Origin of the sequence: Bradyrhizobium sp. AZCC 1719, from assembly GCF_036924525.1 — a bacterium.
Lineage (GTDB): Bacteria > Pseudomonadota > Alphaproteobacteria > Rhizobiales > Xanthobacteraceae > Bradyrhizobium.
This window is the reverse complement of record NZ_JAZHRU010000001.1, coordinates 6,003,141-6,019,329: the sequence shown is the minus strand read 5'-3', so window position 1 is coordinate 6,019,329 and position 16,189 is coordinate 6,003,141. Positions and strand designations below refer to the sequence as shown.

Below are 16,189 nucleotides of genomic sequence, written 5' to 3'. Positions count from 1 at the left end.
CCCAGAAGCCGCCATCCGCTCAGCGATGGCCGCTATCTGCGTCATCGCGCCGCCGCCAGGGGTGGCTGCGCGAGGAAGCGTGTCACCTCGCTCAGGAACTGCGCCCGCCCATGCTCGGCGCGATCGAGGTGAACGTAGTGGGTGGCGTTCGGAATCGTGACGGTGCGCACCTCGACAGCATTGGCCAAGTGACTTGCCAAGGCCGTCACGTCCTCTGGCCGGCTCCAGAAATCATTGCCTGAGCGCACGATCAACACCCGCGCCGTGATCGACGCCGCGTCCCACAACTGTCGGCCCGACGCGAGATAGAAGCTGTCCTCCATCGCGCCCGAGGGTGCCCGGAACGCCGGCGGGCTCCGCTTGGTGGAGGTCGGATCAGACGCGAGCGCCGCTTTCAGATAGGCCTCGACCACCGCCGGATCGCGCCAGCCTGCTTTGTCCCGAGCCGGGATCGAGCGGTCCCATGAGGGCAACAACGAGTCGGCGGTGTTCAGCCGATAGGTGCCGAACCTCGCAACGTTGAAGCGGCTGCGATCCGCCGGGTCAGCGTTCTCGCCATCGGGCCCCAACGAAGGGTGCCCGCGCGTTGCGCCATAAAGATTGTTGTAGACGACGAGGTGGCTGACCCGCTCGGGGTGAAGCGCGGCATACATGCCGGCCCAGTGCCCGCCGGTTGCCCAGCCGAGGAGCGCGACGCGGTCGCTGCCCGTTCGGCGTTCGACCGCGCTCACGACGGCACCAATGTCGCGTACGATCTCGTGCGAGTTGGTGAGCGGTTGACCATCCTGCGGCCCGTCCTGACGGGGGCGCGACGACCCGCCGTAGCCGCGCGCGTCCATAACGAACACCCGGTGGCCGGCACGCGCGAGGTCGGCGGCGAGCGAGCCGCCCTCGACCGGAAGGTCGAAGGAGGCGACGCCCGGTACGCGAGCGCCGTGCAGAAGGATCACGGGTGGCCTTGCCGCCCGCGCGTCGGTATCGCGTACCTCGCGGAGGGCCAACTCTATCCCGGGCTCCGAGGAAACGCGGAAATCCTCGCGCCAGATCTCGGCCCCGGCCTGGATCGGGGTAAGCAAGGCCATCGCCGTGGCCATGGCGAATGACAAGAATCGCATCGTCACTTCCTTGAATGCCGGCGCTCGAGGCAAGAACACCGGTTGCGGTTGCCGATGCGAGGGAGGTTGTACTTCGCGTTCCACGTTACCAATATCAATGCGATCTTTATTGAGACGATCAGGATATGGCCGTTGATCTACTGCACATGCGCCAGTTCGTGGCTGTGGCTGAGGAACTGCATTTCGGGCGGGCCGCAGCGCGGCTCGTCATGGCTCAGCCGCCCCTGAGCCAAGCGATCAGGCGACTCGAAGCTCAGCTCGGCTTCCCGCTCTTCGAAAGAACCCAGCGCGTCGTGAGCCTCACGCCGGCCGGTCGGGTGTTCCTCGAGGAGGCGCGGCGGACGCTCGCCCAGGGCGACGAGGCCGTGCGCCTTGCACGGCGCGCTGCGTCCGACGAACTTGCCGAGCTCTCGGTGACATTCGTGTCTGCGGCGCTCTATCGCGTGCTCCCGGCCGCGATCCGCCGTTTTCAGGAAGCCTGGCCAGAGGTGGCCATTCGGCTCGATGAGCGCCCGACCGACGCACAGCTATCAGACCTGGCGACCGGCACAGTTGATCTCGGTTTCCTTCACCCACCAGTAGAGGAGATTGACGGCCTCACGATTGAACTGATCCACCGCGATCAGGTCGCCATCGCCGTCCCTGCGGCCAGCCCGCTCGCGTCAGCCGGCCAGTGCAGGCTCACAGATCTCGCCGAGCACGCCTTCATTCTGTTCCCCCACCGGCAGGGTCCGGCTCTTCACACACGGATCATGCAGGCCTGCCGACGGGCCGGCTTTCTGCCGCGCATCGCACAGGAAGCACGGCAGATGCACACGATCCTGAGCCTCGTCGCCGCCGGACTCGGCTTGGCCCTCGTACCTTCGGGCGCGCGAACCATGAACGTCGAGGGGGTCGCGTTCGTGCCTCTCGTCGAGGGGCCCGACGATCTCGCTTGGGAACTCGCGATCGCATGGCGGCCACGCGGCGCCCGGCGCGCGCTTCGCCATTTCGTCGAGACCGCGCGGGCAACCGCAAGCGAACTGCGCTAAGCCTTGCACGGCCGAGGCCAGCGTGGAATTCCGTAGCCGCGGAATCTTCCTTATCGAAGCACTCGATAAATCTCACAAGGCGCAGCAATCAGGCGACGCGGTAAATGCGGTACTCGATCTGGTCCGGTTCGCGTCAAGAAAACGCGTCAAAACAAAAATCTGGAGCCCGGTTCTGATTCAATCAGAACCGGGCTCCAGACATCACGGTGACAGCCGAAAGGAGCAACGCATGAGCGCGACGCGACTAGCCGTCCAGGGTCACCGGCTGATTCAAATCGGCGTGGCCCTGTTCCTCTTCACGAGCTTCCAGGGATTTGCGGGGCCGTATTTCGCCGCACCCAATCTCGGCCGTTCGGTTCACACGCTCAGCGGATTCACCGGAGTGTTGCTTGTGGCCGAGGGTCTGGTCTGGCCGAAGCTGAAGCTCACATCGATGCCGTCACGGCTGGCATTCTGGTTTCTCATCTATTCCGCGCTTGCAACGATCGCCGGTTTCGTGATCGCGGCTCTCTTGGGAGCCGGTGGTTCGATCATTCCGATCGCGGCGGCCGGCGCACGTGGGAACGACGCTCAGGAGATGCTGATCCAACTCGTCATGTACCCAGCCGCCCCGACGGGAATCATATCCTTTGCGCTGATCCTCTGGGGCCTTCGCGGCAGCGGGGTTCATGAGAACGCCGTAGAGGGTTGACCACAATTACGGCCAGCTTTGCCCACCCTAGGTTGCGCCTTGGTGACCCACATGCTCACTCCGAAAAACTGATTGCAATATAAAACCAGTCTCGGTAGGCTACAACCAGTTGCAAACTGCAACCGCCGTGACGGAGAGTCCGCTCGGCGATCCTCGCTGGAAGTAAAGGACAGAACATGGCGAAGCTCGTTTTCGGAATGAATCTGTCCCTGGATGGCTACGTCGACCACACGGCGATGGGGCCACCGGATCCGGTGCTCTTTCGTCACTTCATCGAGCAGGTGCGCGGTTTCACCGGCAGTGTGTACGGTCGCCGCATCTACGAGGTGATGCGGTATTGGGACGAAGACCAGCCCGATTGGGGCGCGGAAGAACACGATTACGCGGCGGTGTGGCGGAGCCAACCGAAGTGGGTGGTCTCGCGCTCGTTGAAGTCCGTCGGCCCCAACGCCACACTCTTCACGGATGGTATCGAGGCGGTCCGTGAGCTGAAGGCTCGGCTCGGCGGTGAGATTGAAGTCGCCGGACCAGACTTGGCGCGAAGCCTGGGCGACGCTGGCCTTATTGATGAGTATCGACTGTACTTCCGCCCCTTTGTGCTTGGCCGGGGCAAGCCATTCTTCGCCGGCCCCCGGCCGCCCCTTCGCCTCGTCGCCACCGATCATATTGGCGAGGATACGGTCCGGCTGACATACGTCCCTGCCTGATCGCTCGTCCGGTGCCGTCGGTCCTGTCTAAAACGGCCATCGCGGTTTGAAACGAATTGTCGTTGCGACAGTCTTTTCTGGCCGCGATTAATTAGTCAGTTAGTCGAGGGGGTAATTCACCGCATTGTCACATCATGACGAACGCCTGAACGGCGGGTTACGCTTTCGCGAATCCACCCCGCGCACCTGCGTCGCCGTTAGCATTTCCATTTCCTGCACGTATGCTAGAAGTCACCGCGCAGGAGAGCCGCCATGTTTCGTGTTGCAAATGACGCGCAGTTCTGGGATCGCGCTGCGCGCAAATATGCCGCCGACCCGATCGCCGACATGGCGGGCTATGAGCGCACGCTTGAGCGGACGCGACATTACCTCAAGGGGGACGAAACGGCGTTTGAGTTCGGATGCGGGACGGGAACGACGGCGCTAAGACTTGCATCATCGGTCGGGCGCATTGTGGCGACCGACTTATCGGGCGAAATGATCGCGATCGCGCGCGAAAAGGCGAAAGCCGAAGGCTGCAGCAACGCCACGTTCGAAGTGGCGCGGCCCGAGGCGGCGCCGTGGCCGGACGCGAGTTTCGATATCGCTTTCGGCTTCAATGTCCTGCATCTGGTGGCGGAGCGCGAAACGGCGCTCCGAGGCGTCCATCGGCTGCTGCGGCCCGGCGGGGTCTTCATTTCCAAGACGCCGTGCCTGAAGGAAATGAATCCGCTATTGCGCATTGCGCTGCCCTTGATGCAGCTCGTCGGCAAGGCGCCCTATGTGGCGTTCCTGTCCGCGGAGGACCTGGAGCGCGAAATTTCGGCAGCGGGATTTGAAATCATCGAGCGCGCTCGCCATGCCTCGCGCGGCAAGGACGGGCGGCCGTTCGTTGTGGCAAGGAAGTAACTATCGATAGCCGCTTGGCGTTCTCATCGTGACGAACTGGTGAACGGCGCGCAGGGTGAATCAGGCGGCCTGGACGTTCCCTCTCGCTGCTTTGGTCTCCCGGCCCGGCGGCAAGCCGAACAGGCGGCCGTATTCCCTGGTGAACTGCGACGCGCTCTCGTAGCCGACCGCAAAGGCGGCGCTGCTCGCGGCCATCCCTTCGGACAACATCAGGCGTCGCGCCTCGATCAGGCGCAATTGTTTCTGGAACTGCAGCGGCGAAAGCGACGTCACTGCCCGGAAATGCTGATGGAAGGACGACGGGCTCATTCCGGAAACGGCCGCCAGTTGCTCGACCGGTAATGGCTGGGCGAACTTGGCCCGAAGCACTGCGACCGCGCGCGCCACTCGCTGCACGTGACCGTCCGGCCAGCCAAGACGCCGGATCGCCTCTCCGTGCCGGCCGGTCAGAAGCCAGTAATGCATCTCACGTATCAACTGTGTGCGCAGCACCGGCACGGACGCCGGGCGCTCAATCAGGCGCATCAGCCGAAGGGCCGCGTCGGTAACCTCGGCATCGGTCGGCTCCCAGCGCACCGGCGCGCCGTCGGCGGTCGGCACGGCTTTCATCTCTACGGCGAGGTCTGCGATCACCGGCGGGTCCAGGTCCAACACGAGCGCGAAGTAGGGCGAGGCGATGCTCGCCCGCTTGACCTGGCTCACCGTTGGAACGTCAGCCGTGACCAGCAAAGAGTCACCCGCGCTGAATGTGAAGGCCCGATTGCCCATCGTCACGTGCTTGGTTCCCTGCAGCACGAGACAGACGAGCGGTCGGGAGATCGCGTAGTCGAGGCCGCTCGGTGCAGTCGCACGAATGGCCGTCAGACCGGCAATGGGAGTGCGAGCAATCCCGGCCGGATCGGCATTGGCCTGCGCATAGCGGCGAACAGCCTTGAGGAGAGTGTCGGTCATGCGGCAATCCTATCGCGCCCGGATTGATGCGTAAATTCGATCTGGAGGATTAGGCAAGGATCGTCGAGGTTCTGGCAACTAAGGCTGGCTCGCGTGCGCCATATCGGCGTGGTCACTCACGCAACAGGAGCACGACCATGACCAAGATCGCCCTCATTACCGGTGCAAGCCGCGGGCTCGGCCGGAACACGGCGCTCAACATCGCCCGCAAGGGCAGCGACGTCATCATCACCTATCAAAGCCGGCAGCAGGACGCCGAAGCCGTTGTCGCCGAGATAGCGGGGATCGGCCGCAAGGCGGTCGCCCTGCAGCTCGACGTCAGCGATGTCTCTACTTTCGCCTCGTTCGCCGATCGACTGCGGACGATGCTTCGGAAAACCTGGCAGCGCGACACATTCGATTACCTCGTGAACAATGCCGGCCATGGCGATATGGCGTCGATCGCCGAGACGACCGAGGCGCAGTTCGACAAGCTGGTCAACGTTCACTTCAAGGGCGTGTTCTTCCTCACCCAGGCGCTGCTGCCGCTGATCGCCGATGGCGGCCGGATCGTGAATCTTTCCACCGGCCTGACCCGCGTGTCCTTCCCCGGCTTCTCCGCCTATGCGGCGGCGAAAGGGGCGGTGGAAGTGCTCAGCGTTTACATGGCAAAGGAGCTGGGCAGCCGCGGCATTGCGGTCAACACGGTGGCGCCGGGCGCGATCGAGACCGACTTCCTCGGCGGCGCCGTCCGCGATACGCCGGATCTCAACAAGACCTTCGCGGGCATGACCACCCTCGGCCGTGTCGGCCAGCCCGATGACATCGGTCCGATGATCGCGAGCCTGCTCTGCGAGGACAATCGTTGGATCAACGCCCAGCGGATCGAAGTCTCCGGCGGCCAGGTCATCTGACCGATACGCCGGAGCGCGTTGACGCTAATGTTGGTGTCGGGGGCGCGCACGCGCCCCCCGAACCGAAGTGACCGTTGCTGTGGGTCTAAAGATGAACTGCGACCCGCTGCTCCTTTTGGGGCCGTTCGCAGTAAGAGAACGTACTGATCTCAACAAATCATTGTGCCGGTATCGAACCTTGGCGCGTTGGCCCAGTACATATTTGCAGTGTTCCGATCAGATTATTCAAACGGATAGGAAAGTGCTGCCATGTCTCCTGAAACTAAAGAACTTCTCAAGACGACCTGGGCAAAGGTGATTCCGATCAGCGATATCGCGGCTGGTTTGTTCTATGAGAGACTGTTTACGCTCGATCCATCGCTGCAGCGATTGTTCAAGAATGCCGATATGAAAGAGCAGCGCCGGAAGCTCGTCCAGGCACTGAGTGCCGTGATCAACAGTGTCGATGACTTGCCGTCGTTGATACCGACGCTAGAGATCCTCGGGCGGAACCATATTCGGTATGGCGTAGAGGATCGGCATTACGAAACGGTTGGTGCAGCCTTGCTATGGACACTGGAGCAGGGGTTGAAAGAGGCTTGGACGCCAGCGGCGAAGTCCGCCTGGGTGGAGGCATACAGCACCGTGTCCGGCGTCATGCGTGATGCGGCAGCCGCATCGCGAGAGAGCGCGACCCTGCAGGCAATTTGAATCCGGCATGTCGCCTCTTGGCCCGCGACGCTCATGCTGTTTGAAAAGTAGATCAACGATAGGCGGAATAGACATTCCGCCAGCTCGGATTAGCCTTCGCTATTGCGCCACGAGCTTCGCCGTCACTCACTGCGGATCCGCGGACAATCTCTGCAAAAGCCTTTCGACGTCTGCATGGAGATCCTGTTCCGCTTCGAGCCCGATGCTGAAGCGCAAAACCAAATCGTCGTGGGGCCAGGGCGTGACGCTGCGATGCTGTACGACGGGCATCGGTGCCACAAGGCTGCGCGTTCCTCCCCAGGAAGCTCCGATTGAGAAGATGCGCAGCGTATCGAGAGCTTGAAGCACGCGGGCCGCCATACCTCGCCGAAAGATCACGCTGAACACACCGCTTGCACCTCGGAAGTCACGCTTCCAGAGGGCGTGGCCCGGCGATTGCGCCAGCGGCGGAAAGAGCACTGCCTCGACGATCGGCTGTGAGACGAGCCACGAGGCAATATCAGTCGCCACCCGGGAGCTGTAGGATAGCCTGACGGCCAGCGTTTCCATGCCTCGAAGCACGAGAGACGCGTCGTCGGGCGAGGCGCCTATGCCATAACGGCCCAGCGTTGAACGCATCGTCTCGACGAATTTCTCGTCACGCACAGTGATGGAGCCCATGAAGACGTCGGAATGGCCGGCGACGTATTTTGTGAGCGCTTCGGTGACGATGTCCGCTCCAAGATCGAGCGGCTTCAGGTTGAGCGGCGTTGCCCAGGTATTGTCGCATCCGACCAGCGCACCCGCTGCATGGCTCAGTTCGGCAAGGCGCGGCAGGTCGGTCACCTCCATGGTCGTTGACCCCGGCTGTTCGCACCAGACCATTTTCGCACCGCCGTGGAGCTTGCCGGCAAGGTCCTCCGATGACGTCGGATCGAAGAAGATGGTGTCGATGCCGAGCTTTCTGAGGTCGTGGTCAGCAAAGGCGCGCGTGGCAGGGTACACGTTGTCGGCCATAAGCAGGCGGTCGCCGGCAGACAACAGTGCGAGCAACGCGAAGGCGTTTGACGCCTGACCGGAGGGGGTGAGGAAGGTGCGGACACCGTTCTCGAGCGCCGTCAGTTTCTGCTCGAGTTCTCGCGTCGTCGGGGTGCCATACAGGCCGTAGCTGTAGCCGTCCGGCGGTCGCTTGCCGCGATTCTGGTACTCTTCGGCGGAATCGAAGACGATGGTGGAAGCGCGATACGTCGGCACGGCGAGACTCGCAAAGCCGTGTGTACTGGCCTTCATGGACTGGACTACGAGGGTCTGGTCATTCATGGGAATTTCTCCGTAGTGGCGGGGCATGCGACGAGGGCGCACGGCCGGAGCAGGCCCGGACATGCAGCGAAAGCCTGAACCAGAATCTAAAGCCCGGCTCTGATTCGATCAGAACCGGGCGCTGGTCTCATTGGTACACACAACATTTGTAGTTTGCGCGCCGCCGTCAGCCCTAGGCTGCATTGCGGAGCAGCGTCCACACAGATGCTCTCAAACTATTGCCGAGGCGTGGTGAACTGCGGACATCGATGGACGTAATCCCAGGGAATATCGTACACGCACGTGAAGCGGATATCGTCCGATGTTTTGAGAGGCGGAGTCTCCACGACGACCGGTCGGTCGACCTCATCCGACAGACCATAGACGACGCCGCCGGCCGGCCAGAAACCGCTTACGCCCCGATGATGGTGATGGTGCCCCGATTTGGGGAATGCCGGGAAAGCCGGACGCGACGGCGCAACACCTGCGCCCCGCGCGACGCCCGGATCGGCAGATGCCTCGCCCGCGGCAAGGACAAGCGCGACGGCACTGAGAGACGCGATCAACGTCGTTTTATAGGTCATGGCACTCACCCATCGTAGGTTACTGAGCAGCATTGCCAAAACGCTAAGCTGAGCCTTTCGTGCCCGCAAAGCCATAATTAATTATTGGTTAAGGCGTAAGCTTAATGCGGGGGACGCTCGCTTCGCCGGTGGCGATGGCGTGGAGGCCAGGGCGCTACCCTCGAAGCCAGTCGACGGCGCGAGTTCTTGATAGGAGATTGCGATGGCCGAGCTTGTAACATGCCTGTGGTTCGATCAGGGCAGAGCACGTGAGGCGGCGGAGTTTTACGCCGCGACCTTTCCCGATAGCCGTGTCGGCGCAGGCCATGCATCCGCCAAGCCGGGCGTAGGGCAGGGCGAGGAACTGACGGTCGAGTTCGCCGTGCTCGGCCGGCGCTTCCTGGGGCTCAACGGCGGACCCAACTACAAGCCGAACGAGGCGGTGAGCTTTATGGTCCAGACCGACAGCCAGGAGGATACCGACCGCTATTGGAATGCGATCATCACCAATGGGGGCCAGGAAGGGCCGTGCGGTTGGTGCAAGGACCGTTGGGGTTTTTCCTGGCAGATCATTCCCAAGCGGATGCTCGAGATTTTCAACGGACCCGATCGCGATGCCGCCAGGCGCGCGATGGACAGTATGATGACGATGAAGAAGATCGATATCGCGGAGATCGAACGGGCGGCGGCGGGGTGATGGCTTCAAGAAATCGTGAGCACTTTCAAACTCTGGACGGCGGCCCGGCAAACCGACCGACTGGTGGTTCTTCTGGTAGGATTGACAACTCAACCAGGGGTTGTGAGCCCGGCCGTGTATGACGTTGAACCGCCGGGGACGATCGAGTGCGATTAGGGCTTATGAGCTTGCTCACGTCGAACCATCCTCTTATCTAGCCAATTGCTCATGACGTGGAATTTCATTGCGTGCTTTCGAATCTGCTGAAGCGCAAGGACTTGTATGACTACTTCAGCCGTTCGGCTTTTGAGAAGGCGCACGTCTATCAAGCGCAAGGGCGCGTCAAGGAACTGGAGGTCAGCGAAGACCTGACGCACCTTCGTGCCAAGGTGCGTGGAAGCGCATCAAACGAGTATCGCGTCGATATTCAACTTGAATTCAGCGGCGACCGGCTCACTGACCTCGACGGCGAATGTAGCTGTCCGATGTCCTTCAATTGCAAGCATGTGGCAGCAACCCTGCTCGAAGCCACCAGCGGGAAGCCGTTATCGGTCGGTTCCACGGCGATCGAGCAAGCTGCGGCAACCCTGCCGCCCGTGCTGGGCTACGAAGTCAATAGCTGGCTTGAGAATGTCGGCAACGCGGTGCGCGGCGACGATTATCCCGCCGAACTGAACCAGCGGCTGCTTTATCGTCTGCATCCCTCCCGCGAGGGCGTACAGACCCCGCTTCTGGCCGTATCGCTGCTCTCGGTCAGGGTGCTGAAAGGCGGTGATTTCGGCGGCAACTACTCCCAACCCAGCGTGTCCGATTTTGCACCCGAGCGGGCACCGAAATATTACCGCGACAGCGACATCGATATCTTAAGTCAGATTTCGGCTACGTCTCGAGGAGTTTACTACGGCCAACGGCCGCTTTCGGGCGAGCTATTGCAGCGGATCGTCGCGACGGGTCGCGCCTATTGGCTCGACCATAAGCGACTGCCGCTGCGATGGGGAGACAAGCGCGAGGGTCGGATCGAATGGCGCCAGGCCAGCAAGCGCGGTGTTGCTCCCTGCCTTCTCGTGCCGGGAACGATTGCGCTCAATGCCGAGCCGCCAGTCTATGTGGATGAGTCCGCCGCGACCATAGGACCGGTGGAACTGAGCTTGCCGCCACGGCTTGCCCGCCAGCTCTTGTCGGCGCCGGAGATTCCGCGCGCCCAGGTCATGGAAGTGTCGCGGCGTCTCGGCCAGCGTCTGCCGGAACGTCATCACGGCCTGTTGCCGGCGACGCCTGCGGCCGCGGTGCAGATCGACGAGCAACCGGTCCCGGTATTGCGCCTGCAACAGGGTCGGATGAGCGAGATCTCCTTCTACTACCGCGAGGCGCGAGCAAACAGTGGCCAGGTCGCGGTCGCTCATCTCGGCTTCCGCTACGGCCCGATCGAGATCGACCTGTCGGAACGGGCGAGCCGGGTGGAGGCATTCCACGCCGGACAGGTCTACGCGATCAAGCGCCGTCAGCCGAAGGAGAAAGAGGCACGCAGACGCCTGACCGATCTCGGTTTCGTCGAGGCGAGGGCGAAGTTTCCCTTTCTCGATTCCCGCCATGCCCGTGACCTGACGCTCGACGAGCCCTATGACTGGCTCGATTTTCTCAACCTTGAGGCGGCTGAACTGCGGGCGCAGGGTTTCGAGATCCATATCGATGACGACTTTCCCCATCGGCTGGCAGCATCGGGCGACTTCGATGCGGAACTGGAATCCAGCAGCATCGACTGGTTCGAACTCGCGCTCGGAATCGAAATTGACGGGGAGCGGCGCGATCTTGCGCCGATGCTGGCCGCGCTGGTGTCGAGGTCGGACTTCACTCCCGATCTGATCAAACAGCTCGCCGAAAGCGGCGATCATTTCTATCTGCCGCTTGCGGACGGTCGCCATGTTTCGTTGGCTGCCGATCGCTTCCTTCCGCTGATATTGGCGCTACATGGTCTGAACCTGAGCGGGATTTCCCCAGACGGTTCGGGGAAGCTGAAGCTGTCACGAGCAGACGTCGTGCCGCTGCTCGGGGTTGAGAACGACAAATTCGTCTTCCGGGGCGCTGACAATCTTCGTCGTCTCGCCGGTCTGGTTCAAGCCCATGGCTTGAGCGATCCGCGCCTGCCGGAGAGCTTTCGCGCCGGACTTCGGCCCTATCAGGCGCAAGGCGTGGCCTGGCTCGATCTGCTCCGCGAAAGCGATCTCGGCGGCGTGCTGGCCGACGATATGGGGCTCGGCAAGACCGTGCAGATCCTGGCCCTTCTTGCGCTGGAAAAGGCGCGCGGGGCTCTCACACAACCGGCGCTGATCGTCGCACCGACCAGCCTGATGACCAACTGGTTCAACGAAGCGCAGAAATTCGCGCCTGACCTGAAAGTCCTGGTGCTGCATGGTTCCGATCGCAAGCACAGCTTTGCGGCCATTCCCGAGCATGATGTGGTGCTGACCACCTATCCGCTGATCGCGCGCGACCGGGAGGTCCTGTTGTCTCGCGATTGGCACATGGTGGTGCTGGACGAAGCGCAAACGATCAAGAATCCTGACGCTGCGACCACCCGATGGCTGCGCGACGTCAAGGCGCGGCACCGCTTCTGTCTGACGGGGACGCCGATGGAAAATCATCTTGGCGAACTCTGGTCGATTATGAGTTTCGCCAACCCCGGCTTTCTCGGCGACAAGGCCGGCTTTTCCCGTCAGTGGCGGACTCCGATCGAGAAGCGCGCCGACAAGGTCCGTGCGGCCGCGCTGGCCCGGCGGGTCAGGCCGTTTCTGCTGCGCCGGACCAAGGCGGAGGTGGCGGCGGAGCTGCCTGCCAAGAGCGAAATCGTTGAGCGGATCGTCCTGGAGGGGAGCCAGCGCGATCTCTACGATGCGATCCGCCTGTCGATGTCAGAAAAGGTTCGCAAGGCAATCCAGCAGCGCGGTCTGGCCAAAAGCCACATCGTCGTGCTCGAAGCGTTGCTGAGAATGCGGCAGGTCTGTTGCGATCCCTCCCTGCTGAAGCTCGACGACAGTGTCGCGCGGCCGTCGGCCAAGCTCGACCGATTGATGGAAATGGTGCTGGAGCTGCTGAGCGAGGGCCGGAAGATCATCGTCTTCTCGCAATTTACCTCCATGCTCGACCTGGTTCGAAAGCGCCTGGACGCGGAACGCGTGCGCTATGGCGTGTTGACTGGAGAGACCAAGGATCGCAAGCGCGCGATCGACGGTTTTCAGAACGGGACGAACGACGTCTTCCTGGTCAGCCTGAAGGCCGGCGGCGTCGGCCTCAACTTGACGGCGGCGGATACGGTGATCATCTTTGACCCCTGGTGGAATCCCGCCGTCGAGGAACAGGCGATCGATCGTGCCCACCGCATCGGGCAGGACAAGGCGGTTTTTGTCTACCGGCTGGTGGCGGCCGGCACCGTCGAAGAGAAAATGGAAGAGCTCAAGGAACGGAAGCGTGCCTTGGCCGACAGCCTGTTCGATCGCGACGGACGGATCGCATCAGCCCTCACGGAAGAGGACGTGCGGGCATTGTTCGAGGATTGAGCACGTAGGCGAAGGGCGCGTCAGGGATTCCAGCCGCCGCTACCGTACTCGCGGGTAATAATTTCAAGAAGATGCCCGTTCTTCTCCTTGAAGTAGATGCCACGCCCGCCGTCGTGGTGGTTGATCTTGCCCGGTTGCGTCCGTCCGGGGTCGGCCCAGTAGGGAAGCTGCCGTTCCCGGACGCGGCCGAGGATCTCGTCAAACTCGCTTTCGCTGGTCAGAAATGCATAGTGCTGCGGAGCAATGTCGCCGTCGACATCCATGTAGTCGAGGTTGGCGCCGTTTTCAGTGGTGACCATATAAAACGGCCCCCACTTCCGTGGGGCGGGCAGACCCAGCATCTCGGCCAGGAATGTTGCCGATGCCTTGCTATCGTGGGTCGAAAGAATCGTATGATTGAAGTGGATGGCCATGGCGATCTCCCAGGCTGGAACAGCTTCATCGCTCTCGCGACGTGGAGCTGGTTAACTGGGGCGCAGGTTGTATCGTTCCATCGATGAAACGATAGCAAGCAGGGTGAAATAGCGTAGCGTATTCGCCGATCGGACTAGTTACCGCCCATAAAGCCGCTGATCCCACCACACCGGCTCGGGCAGGGTGTGCGCGATGTTCTTGGCATCGGGGTGAGCCGGGTTGATCAGAAAGTTGCGCTCCAGCCGCGCCGGGATTGAGGGGACGATCAGGAGCGCCGAACGCTTCTCCTCGCACCATTTCTGGCCGAAGCTCTTGCAGATAGTCTCGTTTCGCGAATCCCAGCCGGGATGCGCCGCAGTTTGGAAAACTTCATACGACACGCCGTTTGGTATCGTGATCTCGATGAAGTGCTGGTTGGCGGGCATCACCAGATTGGCATGCACCAGCTTCTCGAGCATGGCGGTGGAATAGTGCTCGGATGCGTAGATCATCGGGCTGGTACGCGTATTCCACCGGCCAGGGTAGAGGCGCGATCCCTCGGCATCGTACACGGGGTAAGCGCCGTCCGGGTCCCCGAGGCGATAGCATGTCAGGACACGATTGCTCTTCGGCACGCCTAGACGCCGCCGCTATAGGCTGTACGCCCCAGCAGGTTGACGACGGCGTCCGCCCCGGGGCCGGTCGCCAAGGCCAGTTCGAGCGGGGTCTTGCCTTCAAGCATCGGATGCGGCCGGTTGAGAAAATCGCGCACCTTGGCCTCGTCGCGAAACACTTCGAGGCCGAAGGCGAACACTTTTGCGACGCGCGCGAGCCGGTCGCTCTCTTCGGTCGTCAGATGCTGCTTTTCCTTGCGGCGCCGTTCCAGCGTCGGCTTCGGCACCACACGATAGGTGAAGTGACGGACGTCCTGCGGGGATACGCGGCCGGCGAATTTGTCCAACGCCGATACCGGCAGGCCCTTCTCCACGGAACGGGCGAGGGTAAGCGTCGTCTCTGTGTTCTTCGGCTTGACGCCGAGCAGACCGGCCAGGATCGCGGCTTGATGGCTCACGGGGAACCTCAAAATCAGATGAGACAAAAGTATGCCTCAGATGAGACTTAGTCAAGCCTCGCATAGGCGAGGCGCGCCAATAGCGCCAGGTGTTCGCCAACAACCGGCTGGGACCAAATCGCGCGCCTGTGCGTTAGCCGGTAGATCCGGATAACGTCATGACCGCCATGTTTGCCAAAGGCTTTGCTGATCTCGACCGCGAGGTTGCGGCCGAGAGTCTTCCCGTCGTCGGCACCGTACCGACATGGCTGTCGGGCGCGTTGCTCCGCACTGCGCCGGCGAAATTCGATCTCGGCAGGCAAACCGTGAACCACTGGTTCGACGGGCTCGCCATGCTGCACCGGTTTGCCTTCGTCGACGGCAAGGTCTCCTATGCGAACCGGTTCATTCGTTCGGCGAACTATCGGGAACAGCAACGATCCGGCCGCTTGAGCCGCGGCGAGTTCGCGAGCGACCCCTGTCGGACGCTGTTCGGCAGAGTGCTCTCCAGATTCTTCGATAAGTCGACCGACAATTGCAATGTCAGCGTCAACGCTCTTGGTGGATCGTTGGTGGCGCTCACGGAAACGACCTTGCCGGTGCGGTTCGATTCCGAAACTCTCCAAACATTGGGACATTACGAATACGGCAAGCAGCTCGGCGGCCAGATCTCGATTGCTCATCCGCACCATGACGCAACCCGCCGCTGCCAGTTCAGTTATGTGGTGGAATTTGGCCGGCGAAGTCGGTACCGGCTGTTTCGCGTGGCGGATGAGGACGGCGCTGAAACCACGATCGCCGATTTGCCGGTGGATCGGCCCGCGTACATGCATAGTTTCGCGATGACCAGGCGCTATCTCGTCCTGGCGGAGTTTCCGCTGGTGGTCAACCCTTTGCGGTTGCTCCTGAGAGGCGAGCCCTTCATCAAGAATTATCGGTGGCAACCGGAGCGCGGGCTGCGCTTCCAGGTCGTCGAGAAGGACAGTGGCCAACGGATCGCCACGGCGGAAGCCGAAGCGGTCTTCGCCTTTCATCATGTCAACGCCTATGAGCGAGGCGGCGAGCTCGTGCTCGACCTCGTCACGTACCCCGACCCCGGCATCATCGATCAGCTCTACCTCTCGCGTCTGCGCGCCGGCAAGCCGGTCGATGCCGTGGGCTCCCTCTCTCGCTATGTCATCCCGCTCGGCGCCGCAGATCGCACCGCGCAGAAGCATCAGATCACCACCACCGCCATCGAACTCCCGCGGGTCGACTATGGCAGGGTCGCTGGAGAGTCCTACCGCGTGGTCTGGGGCACGGGGAATCGACAGCCGGGCAATTTCCTCGACAGCCTTGTCCGGATCGACGTGGAGACGGGCGAGTGCGCTGTGTGGGCGGAGCCCGGATGCTATCCGGGAGAGCCCGTCTTCGTCGCCGCGCCGGATGCGGGCAACGAAGCTGAGGGCGTGTTGCTTTCGGTCGTTCTGGACGGGCGGAACGACAGGTCGTTTCTCCTCGTTCTCGATGCGTCTCGCATGACCGAGATCGCTCGAGCGGAGTGCCCCCACCAAATTCCCTTTGGCTTCCACGGCAATTTCTTTCCGTCCAGCAATGGCGGGTTGACCTTGCGAAATGCTCACCGCTGAGAAGCTTGGGGCCCGATAAGTCCTTGTACTGGGACCGGTGGCTCCACAGGCTGGTTGGCGTCGTCTATCCGCAGAACGAA

General features: G+C 62.1%; 16 protein-coding genes. 9 read left to right on the top strand and 7 right to left on the bottom strand.

Annotated elements, in window-relative coordinates:
- Nucleotides 1-41: 41 nt before the first annotated feature.
- Entirely contained in the window at nucleotides 42-1,115 is a 1,074-nt protein-coding gene (locus tag V1292_RS28560; protein ID WP_334375917.1) for an alpha/beta fold hydrolase, read from the bottom strand.
- Nucleotides 1,116-1,261: 146 nt separating this feature from the next.
- Between V1292_RS28560 and V1292_RS28555 the strand changes: the two genes are divergently transcribed.
- From V1292_RS28555 to V1292_RS28540, 4 genes are all read left to right on the top strand, one after another.
- Nucleotides 1,262-2,146, top strand: coding sequence for a LysR family transcriptional regulator (locus V1292_RS28555; RefSeq protein WP_334375916.1), 885 nt, complete (start codon nucleotides 1,262-1,264; stop codon nucleotides 2,144-2,146).
- Nucleotides 2,147-2,168: 22 nt separating this feature from the next.
- Complete coding sequence (locus V1292_RS28550) at nucleotides 2,169-2,837, top strand: hypothetical protein (protein WP_334375915.1); 669 nt, start codon at nucleotides 2,169-2,171, stop codon at nucleotides 2,835-2,837.
- Nucleotides 2,838-3,013: 176 nt separating this feature from the next.
- Nucleotides 3,014-3,544 carry a dihydrofolate reductase family protein gene (locus V1292_RS28545; protein WP_334375914.1) on the top strand — a complete coding sequence of 177 codons (531 nt, stop codon included), beginning with the start codon at nucleotides 3,014-3,016 and terminating at the stop codon, nucleotides 3,542-3,544.
- A 252-nt stretch (nucleotides 3,545-3,796) separates the two neighbouring features.
- Nucleotides 3,797-4,432: a class I SAM-dependent methyltransferase gene (locus V1292_RS28540; RefSeq protein WP_334375913.1), complete on the top strand. Its 636-nt coding sequence runs from the start codon at nucleotides 3,797-3,799 to the stop codon at nucleotides 4,430-4,432.
- A gap of 60 nt (nucleotides 4,433-4,492) precedes the next feature.
- Here the strand turns inward: V1292_RS28540 and V1292_RS28535 are convergent, their stop codons facing one another.
- The gene (locus V1292_RS28535; RefSeq protein WP_334375912.1) at nucleotides 4,493-5,383 is read right to left on the bottom strand and encodes an AraC family transcriptional regulator; all 891 of its coding nucleotides are present in this window, start codon (nucleotides 5,381-5,383) and stop codon (nucleotides 4,493-4,495) included.
- A 137-nt stretch (nucleotides 5,384-5,520) separates the two neighbouring features.
- Here V1292_RS28535 and V1292_RS28530 point away from each other — a divergent pair, with 137 nt between their 5' ends.
- Nucleotides 5,521-6,276 (top strand): SDR family oxidoreductase, encoded by a 756-nt coding sequence (locus tag V1292_RS28530; RefSeq protein WP_334375911.1) that lies wholly within the window; start codon nucleotides 5,521-5,523, stop codon nucleotides 6,274-6,276.
- 249 nt (nucleotides 6,277-6,525) lie between these two features.
- Nucleotides 6,526-6,966 carry a globin family protein gene (locus V1292_RS28525; RefSeq protein WP_334375910.1) on the top strand — a complete coding sequence of 147 codons (441 nt, stop codon included), beginning with the start codon at nucleotides 6,526-6,528 and terminating at the stop codon, nucleotides 6,964-6,966.
- A 126-nt stretch (nucleotides 6,967-7,092) separates the two neighbouring features.
- Here the strand turns inward: V1292_RS28525 and V1292_RS28520 are convergent, their stop codons facing one another.
- Both V1292_RS28520 and V1292_RS28515 read right to left on the bottom strand, forming a co-directional pair.
- A complete protein-coding gene (locus tag V1292_RS28520) occupies nucleotides 7,093-8,265 on the bottom strand; it encodes a trans-sulfuration enzyme family protein (RefSeq protein WP_334375909.1) in 1,173 nt (390 codons plus the stop codon).
- Nucleotides 8,266-8,480: 215 nt separating this feature from the next.
- Nucleotides 8,481-8,828: a hypothetical protein gene (locus V1292_RS28515; RefSeq protein WP_334375908.1), complete on the bottom strand. Its 348-nt coding sequence runs from the start codon at nucleotides 8,826-8,828 to the stop codon at nucleotides 8,481-8,483.
- 202 nt (nucleotides 8,829-9,030) lie between these two features.
- Between V1292_RS28515 and V1292_RS28510 the strand changes: the two genes are divergently transcribed.
- Both V1292_RS28510 and V1292_RS28505 read left to right on the top strand, forming a co-directional pair.
- Nucleotides 9,031-9,504 (top strand): VOC family protein, encoded by a 474-nt coding sequence (locus V1292_RS28510; protein ID WP_334375907.1) that lies wholly within the window; start codon nucleotides 9,031-9,033, stop codon nucleotides 9,502-9,504.
- Between the two features lie 227 nt (nucleotides 9,505-9,731).
- Nucleotides 9,732-13,037 (top strand): DEAD/DEAH box helicase, encoded by a 3,306-nt coding sequence (locus V1292_RS28505; RefSeq protein WP_334375906.1) that lies wholly within the window; start codon nucleotides 9,732-9,734, stop codon nucleotides 13,035-13,037.
- A 20-nt stretch (nucleotides 13,038-13,057) separates the two neighbouring features.
- Here the strand turns inward: V1292_RS28505 and V1292_RS28500 are convergent, their stop codons facing one another.
- From V1292_RS28500 to V1292_RS28490, 3 genes are all read right to left on the bottom strand, one after another.
- Nucleotides 13,058-13,450: a VOC family protein gene (locus tag V1292_RS28500; protein ID WP_334375905.1), complete on the bottom strand. Its 393-nt coding sequence runs from the start codon at nucleotides 13,448-13,450 to the stop codon at nucleotides 13,058-13,060.
- Nucleotides 13,451-13,588: 138 nt separating this feature from the next.
- Entirely contained in the window at nucleotides 13,589-14,065 is a 477-nt protein-coding gene (locus V1292_RS28495; RefSeq protein ID WP_334375904.1) for an RES family NAD+ phosphorylase, read from the bottom strand.
- Between the two features lie 2 nt (nucleotides 14,066-14,067).
- A complete protein-coding gene (locus V1292_RS28490) occupies nucleotides 14,068-14,502 on the bottom strand; it encodes an antitoxin Xre/MbcA/ParS toxin-binding domain-containing protein (protein ID WP_334375903.1) in 435 nt (144 codons plus the stop codon).
- A 158-nt stretch (nucleotides 14,503-14,660) separates the two neighbouring features.
- Here V1292_RS28490 and V1292_RS28485 point away from each other — a divergent pair, with 158 nt between their 5' ends.
- Entirely contained in the window at nucleotides 14,661-16,109 is a 1,449-nt protein-coding gene (locus tag V1292_RS28485) for a carotenoid oxygenase family protein (protein ID WP_334375902.1), read from the top strand.
- The last annotated feature ends 80 nt before the right edge of the window (nucleotides 16,110-16,189 follow it).

Bases quoted from the DNA above. Each gene is read 5' to 3' on its own strand.
- V1292_RS28560 (WP_334375917.1), bottom strand. From the start codon at position 1,115: ATGCGATTCTTGTCATTCGCCATGGCCACGGCGATGGCCTTGCTTACC.
- V1292_RS28555 (WP_334375916.1), top strand. From the start codon at position 1,262: ATGCGCCAGTTCGTGGCTGTGGCTGAGGAACTGCATTTCGGGCGGGCC.
- V1292_RS28545 (WP_334375914.1), top strand. From the start codon at position 3,014: ATGGCGAAGCTCGTTTTCGGAATGAATCTGTCCCTGGATGGCTACGTC.
- V1292_RS28540 (WP_334375913.1), top strand. From the start codon at position 3,797: ATGTTTCGTGTTGCAAATGACGCGCAGTTCTGGGATCGCGCTGCGCGC.
- V1292_RS28535 (WP_334375912.1), bottom strand. From the start codon at position 5,383: ATGACCGACACTCTCCTCAAGGCTGTTCGCCGCTATGCGCAGGCCAAT.
- V1292_RS28530 (WP_334375911.1), top strand. From the start codon at position 5,521: ATGACCAAGATCGCCCTCATTACCGGTGCAAGCCGCGGGCTCGGCCGG.
- V1292_RS28525 (WP_334375910.1), top strand. From the start codon at position 6,526: ATGTCTCCTGAAACTAAAGAACTTCTCAAGACGACCTGGGCAAAGGTG.
- V1292_RS28520 (WP_334375909.1), bottom strand. From the start codon at position 8,265: ATGAATGACCAGACCCTCGTAGTCCAGTCCATGAAGGCCAGTACACAC.
- V1292_RS28515 (WP_334375908.1), bottom strand. From the start codon at position 8,828: ATGACCTATAAAACGACGTTGATCGCGTCTCTCAGTGCCGTCGCGCTT.
- V1292_RS28510 (WP_334375907.1), top strand. From the start codon at position 9,031: ATGGCCGAGCTTGTAACATGCCTGTGGTTCGATCAGGGCAGAGCACGT.
- V1292_RS28500 (WP_334375905.1), bottom strand. From the start codon at position 13,450: ATGGCCATCCACTTCAATCATACGATTCTTTCGACCCACGATAGCAAG.
- V1292_RS28485 (WP_334375902.1), top strand. From the start codon at position 14,661: ATGACCGCCATGTTTGCCAAAGGCTTTGCTGATCTCGACCGCGAGGTT.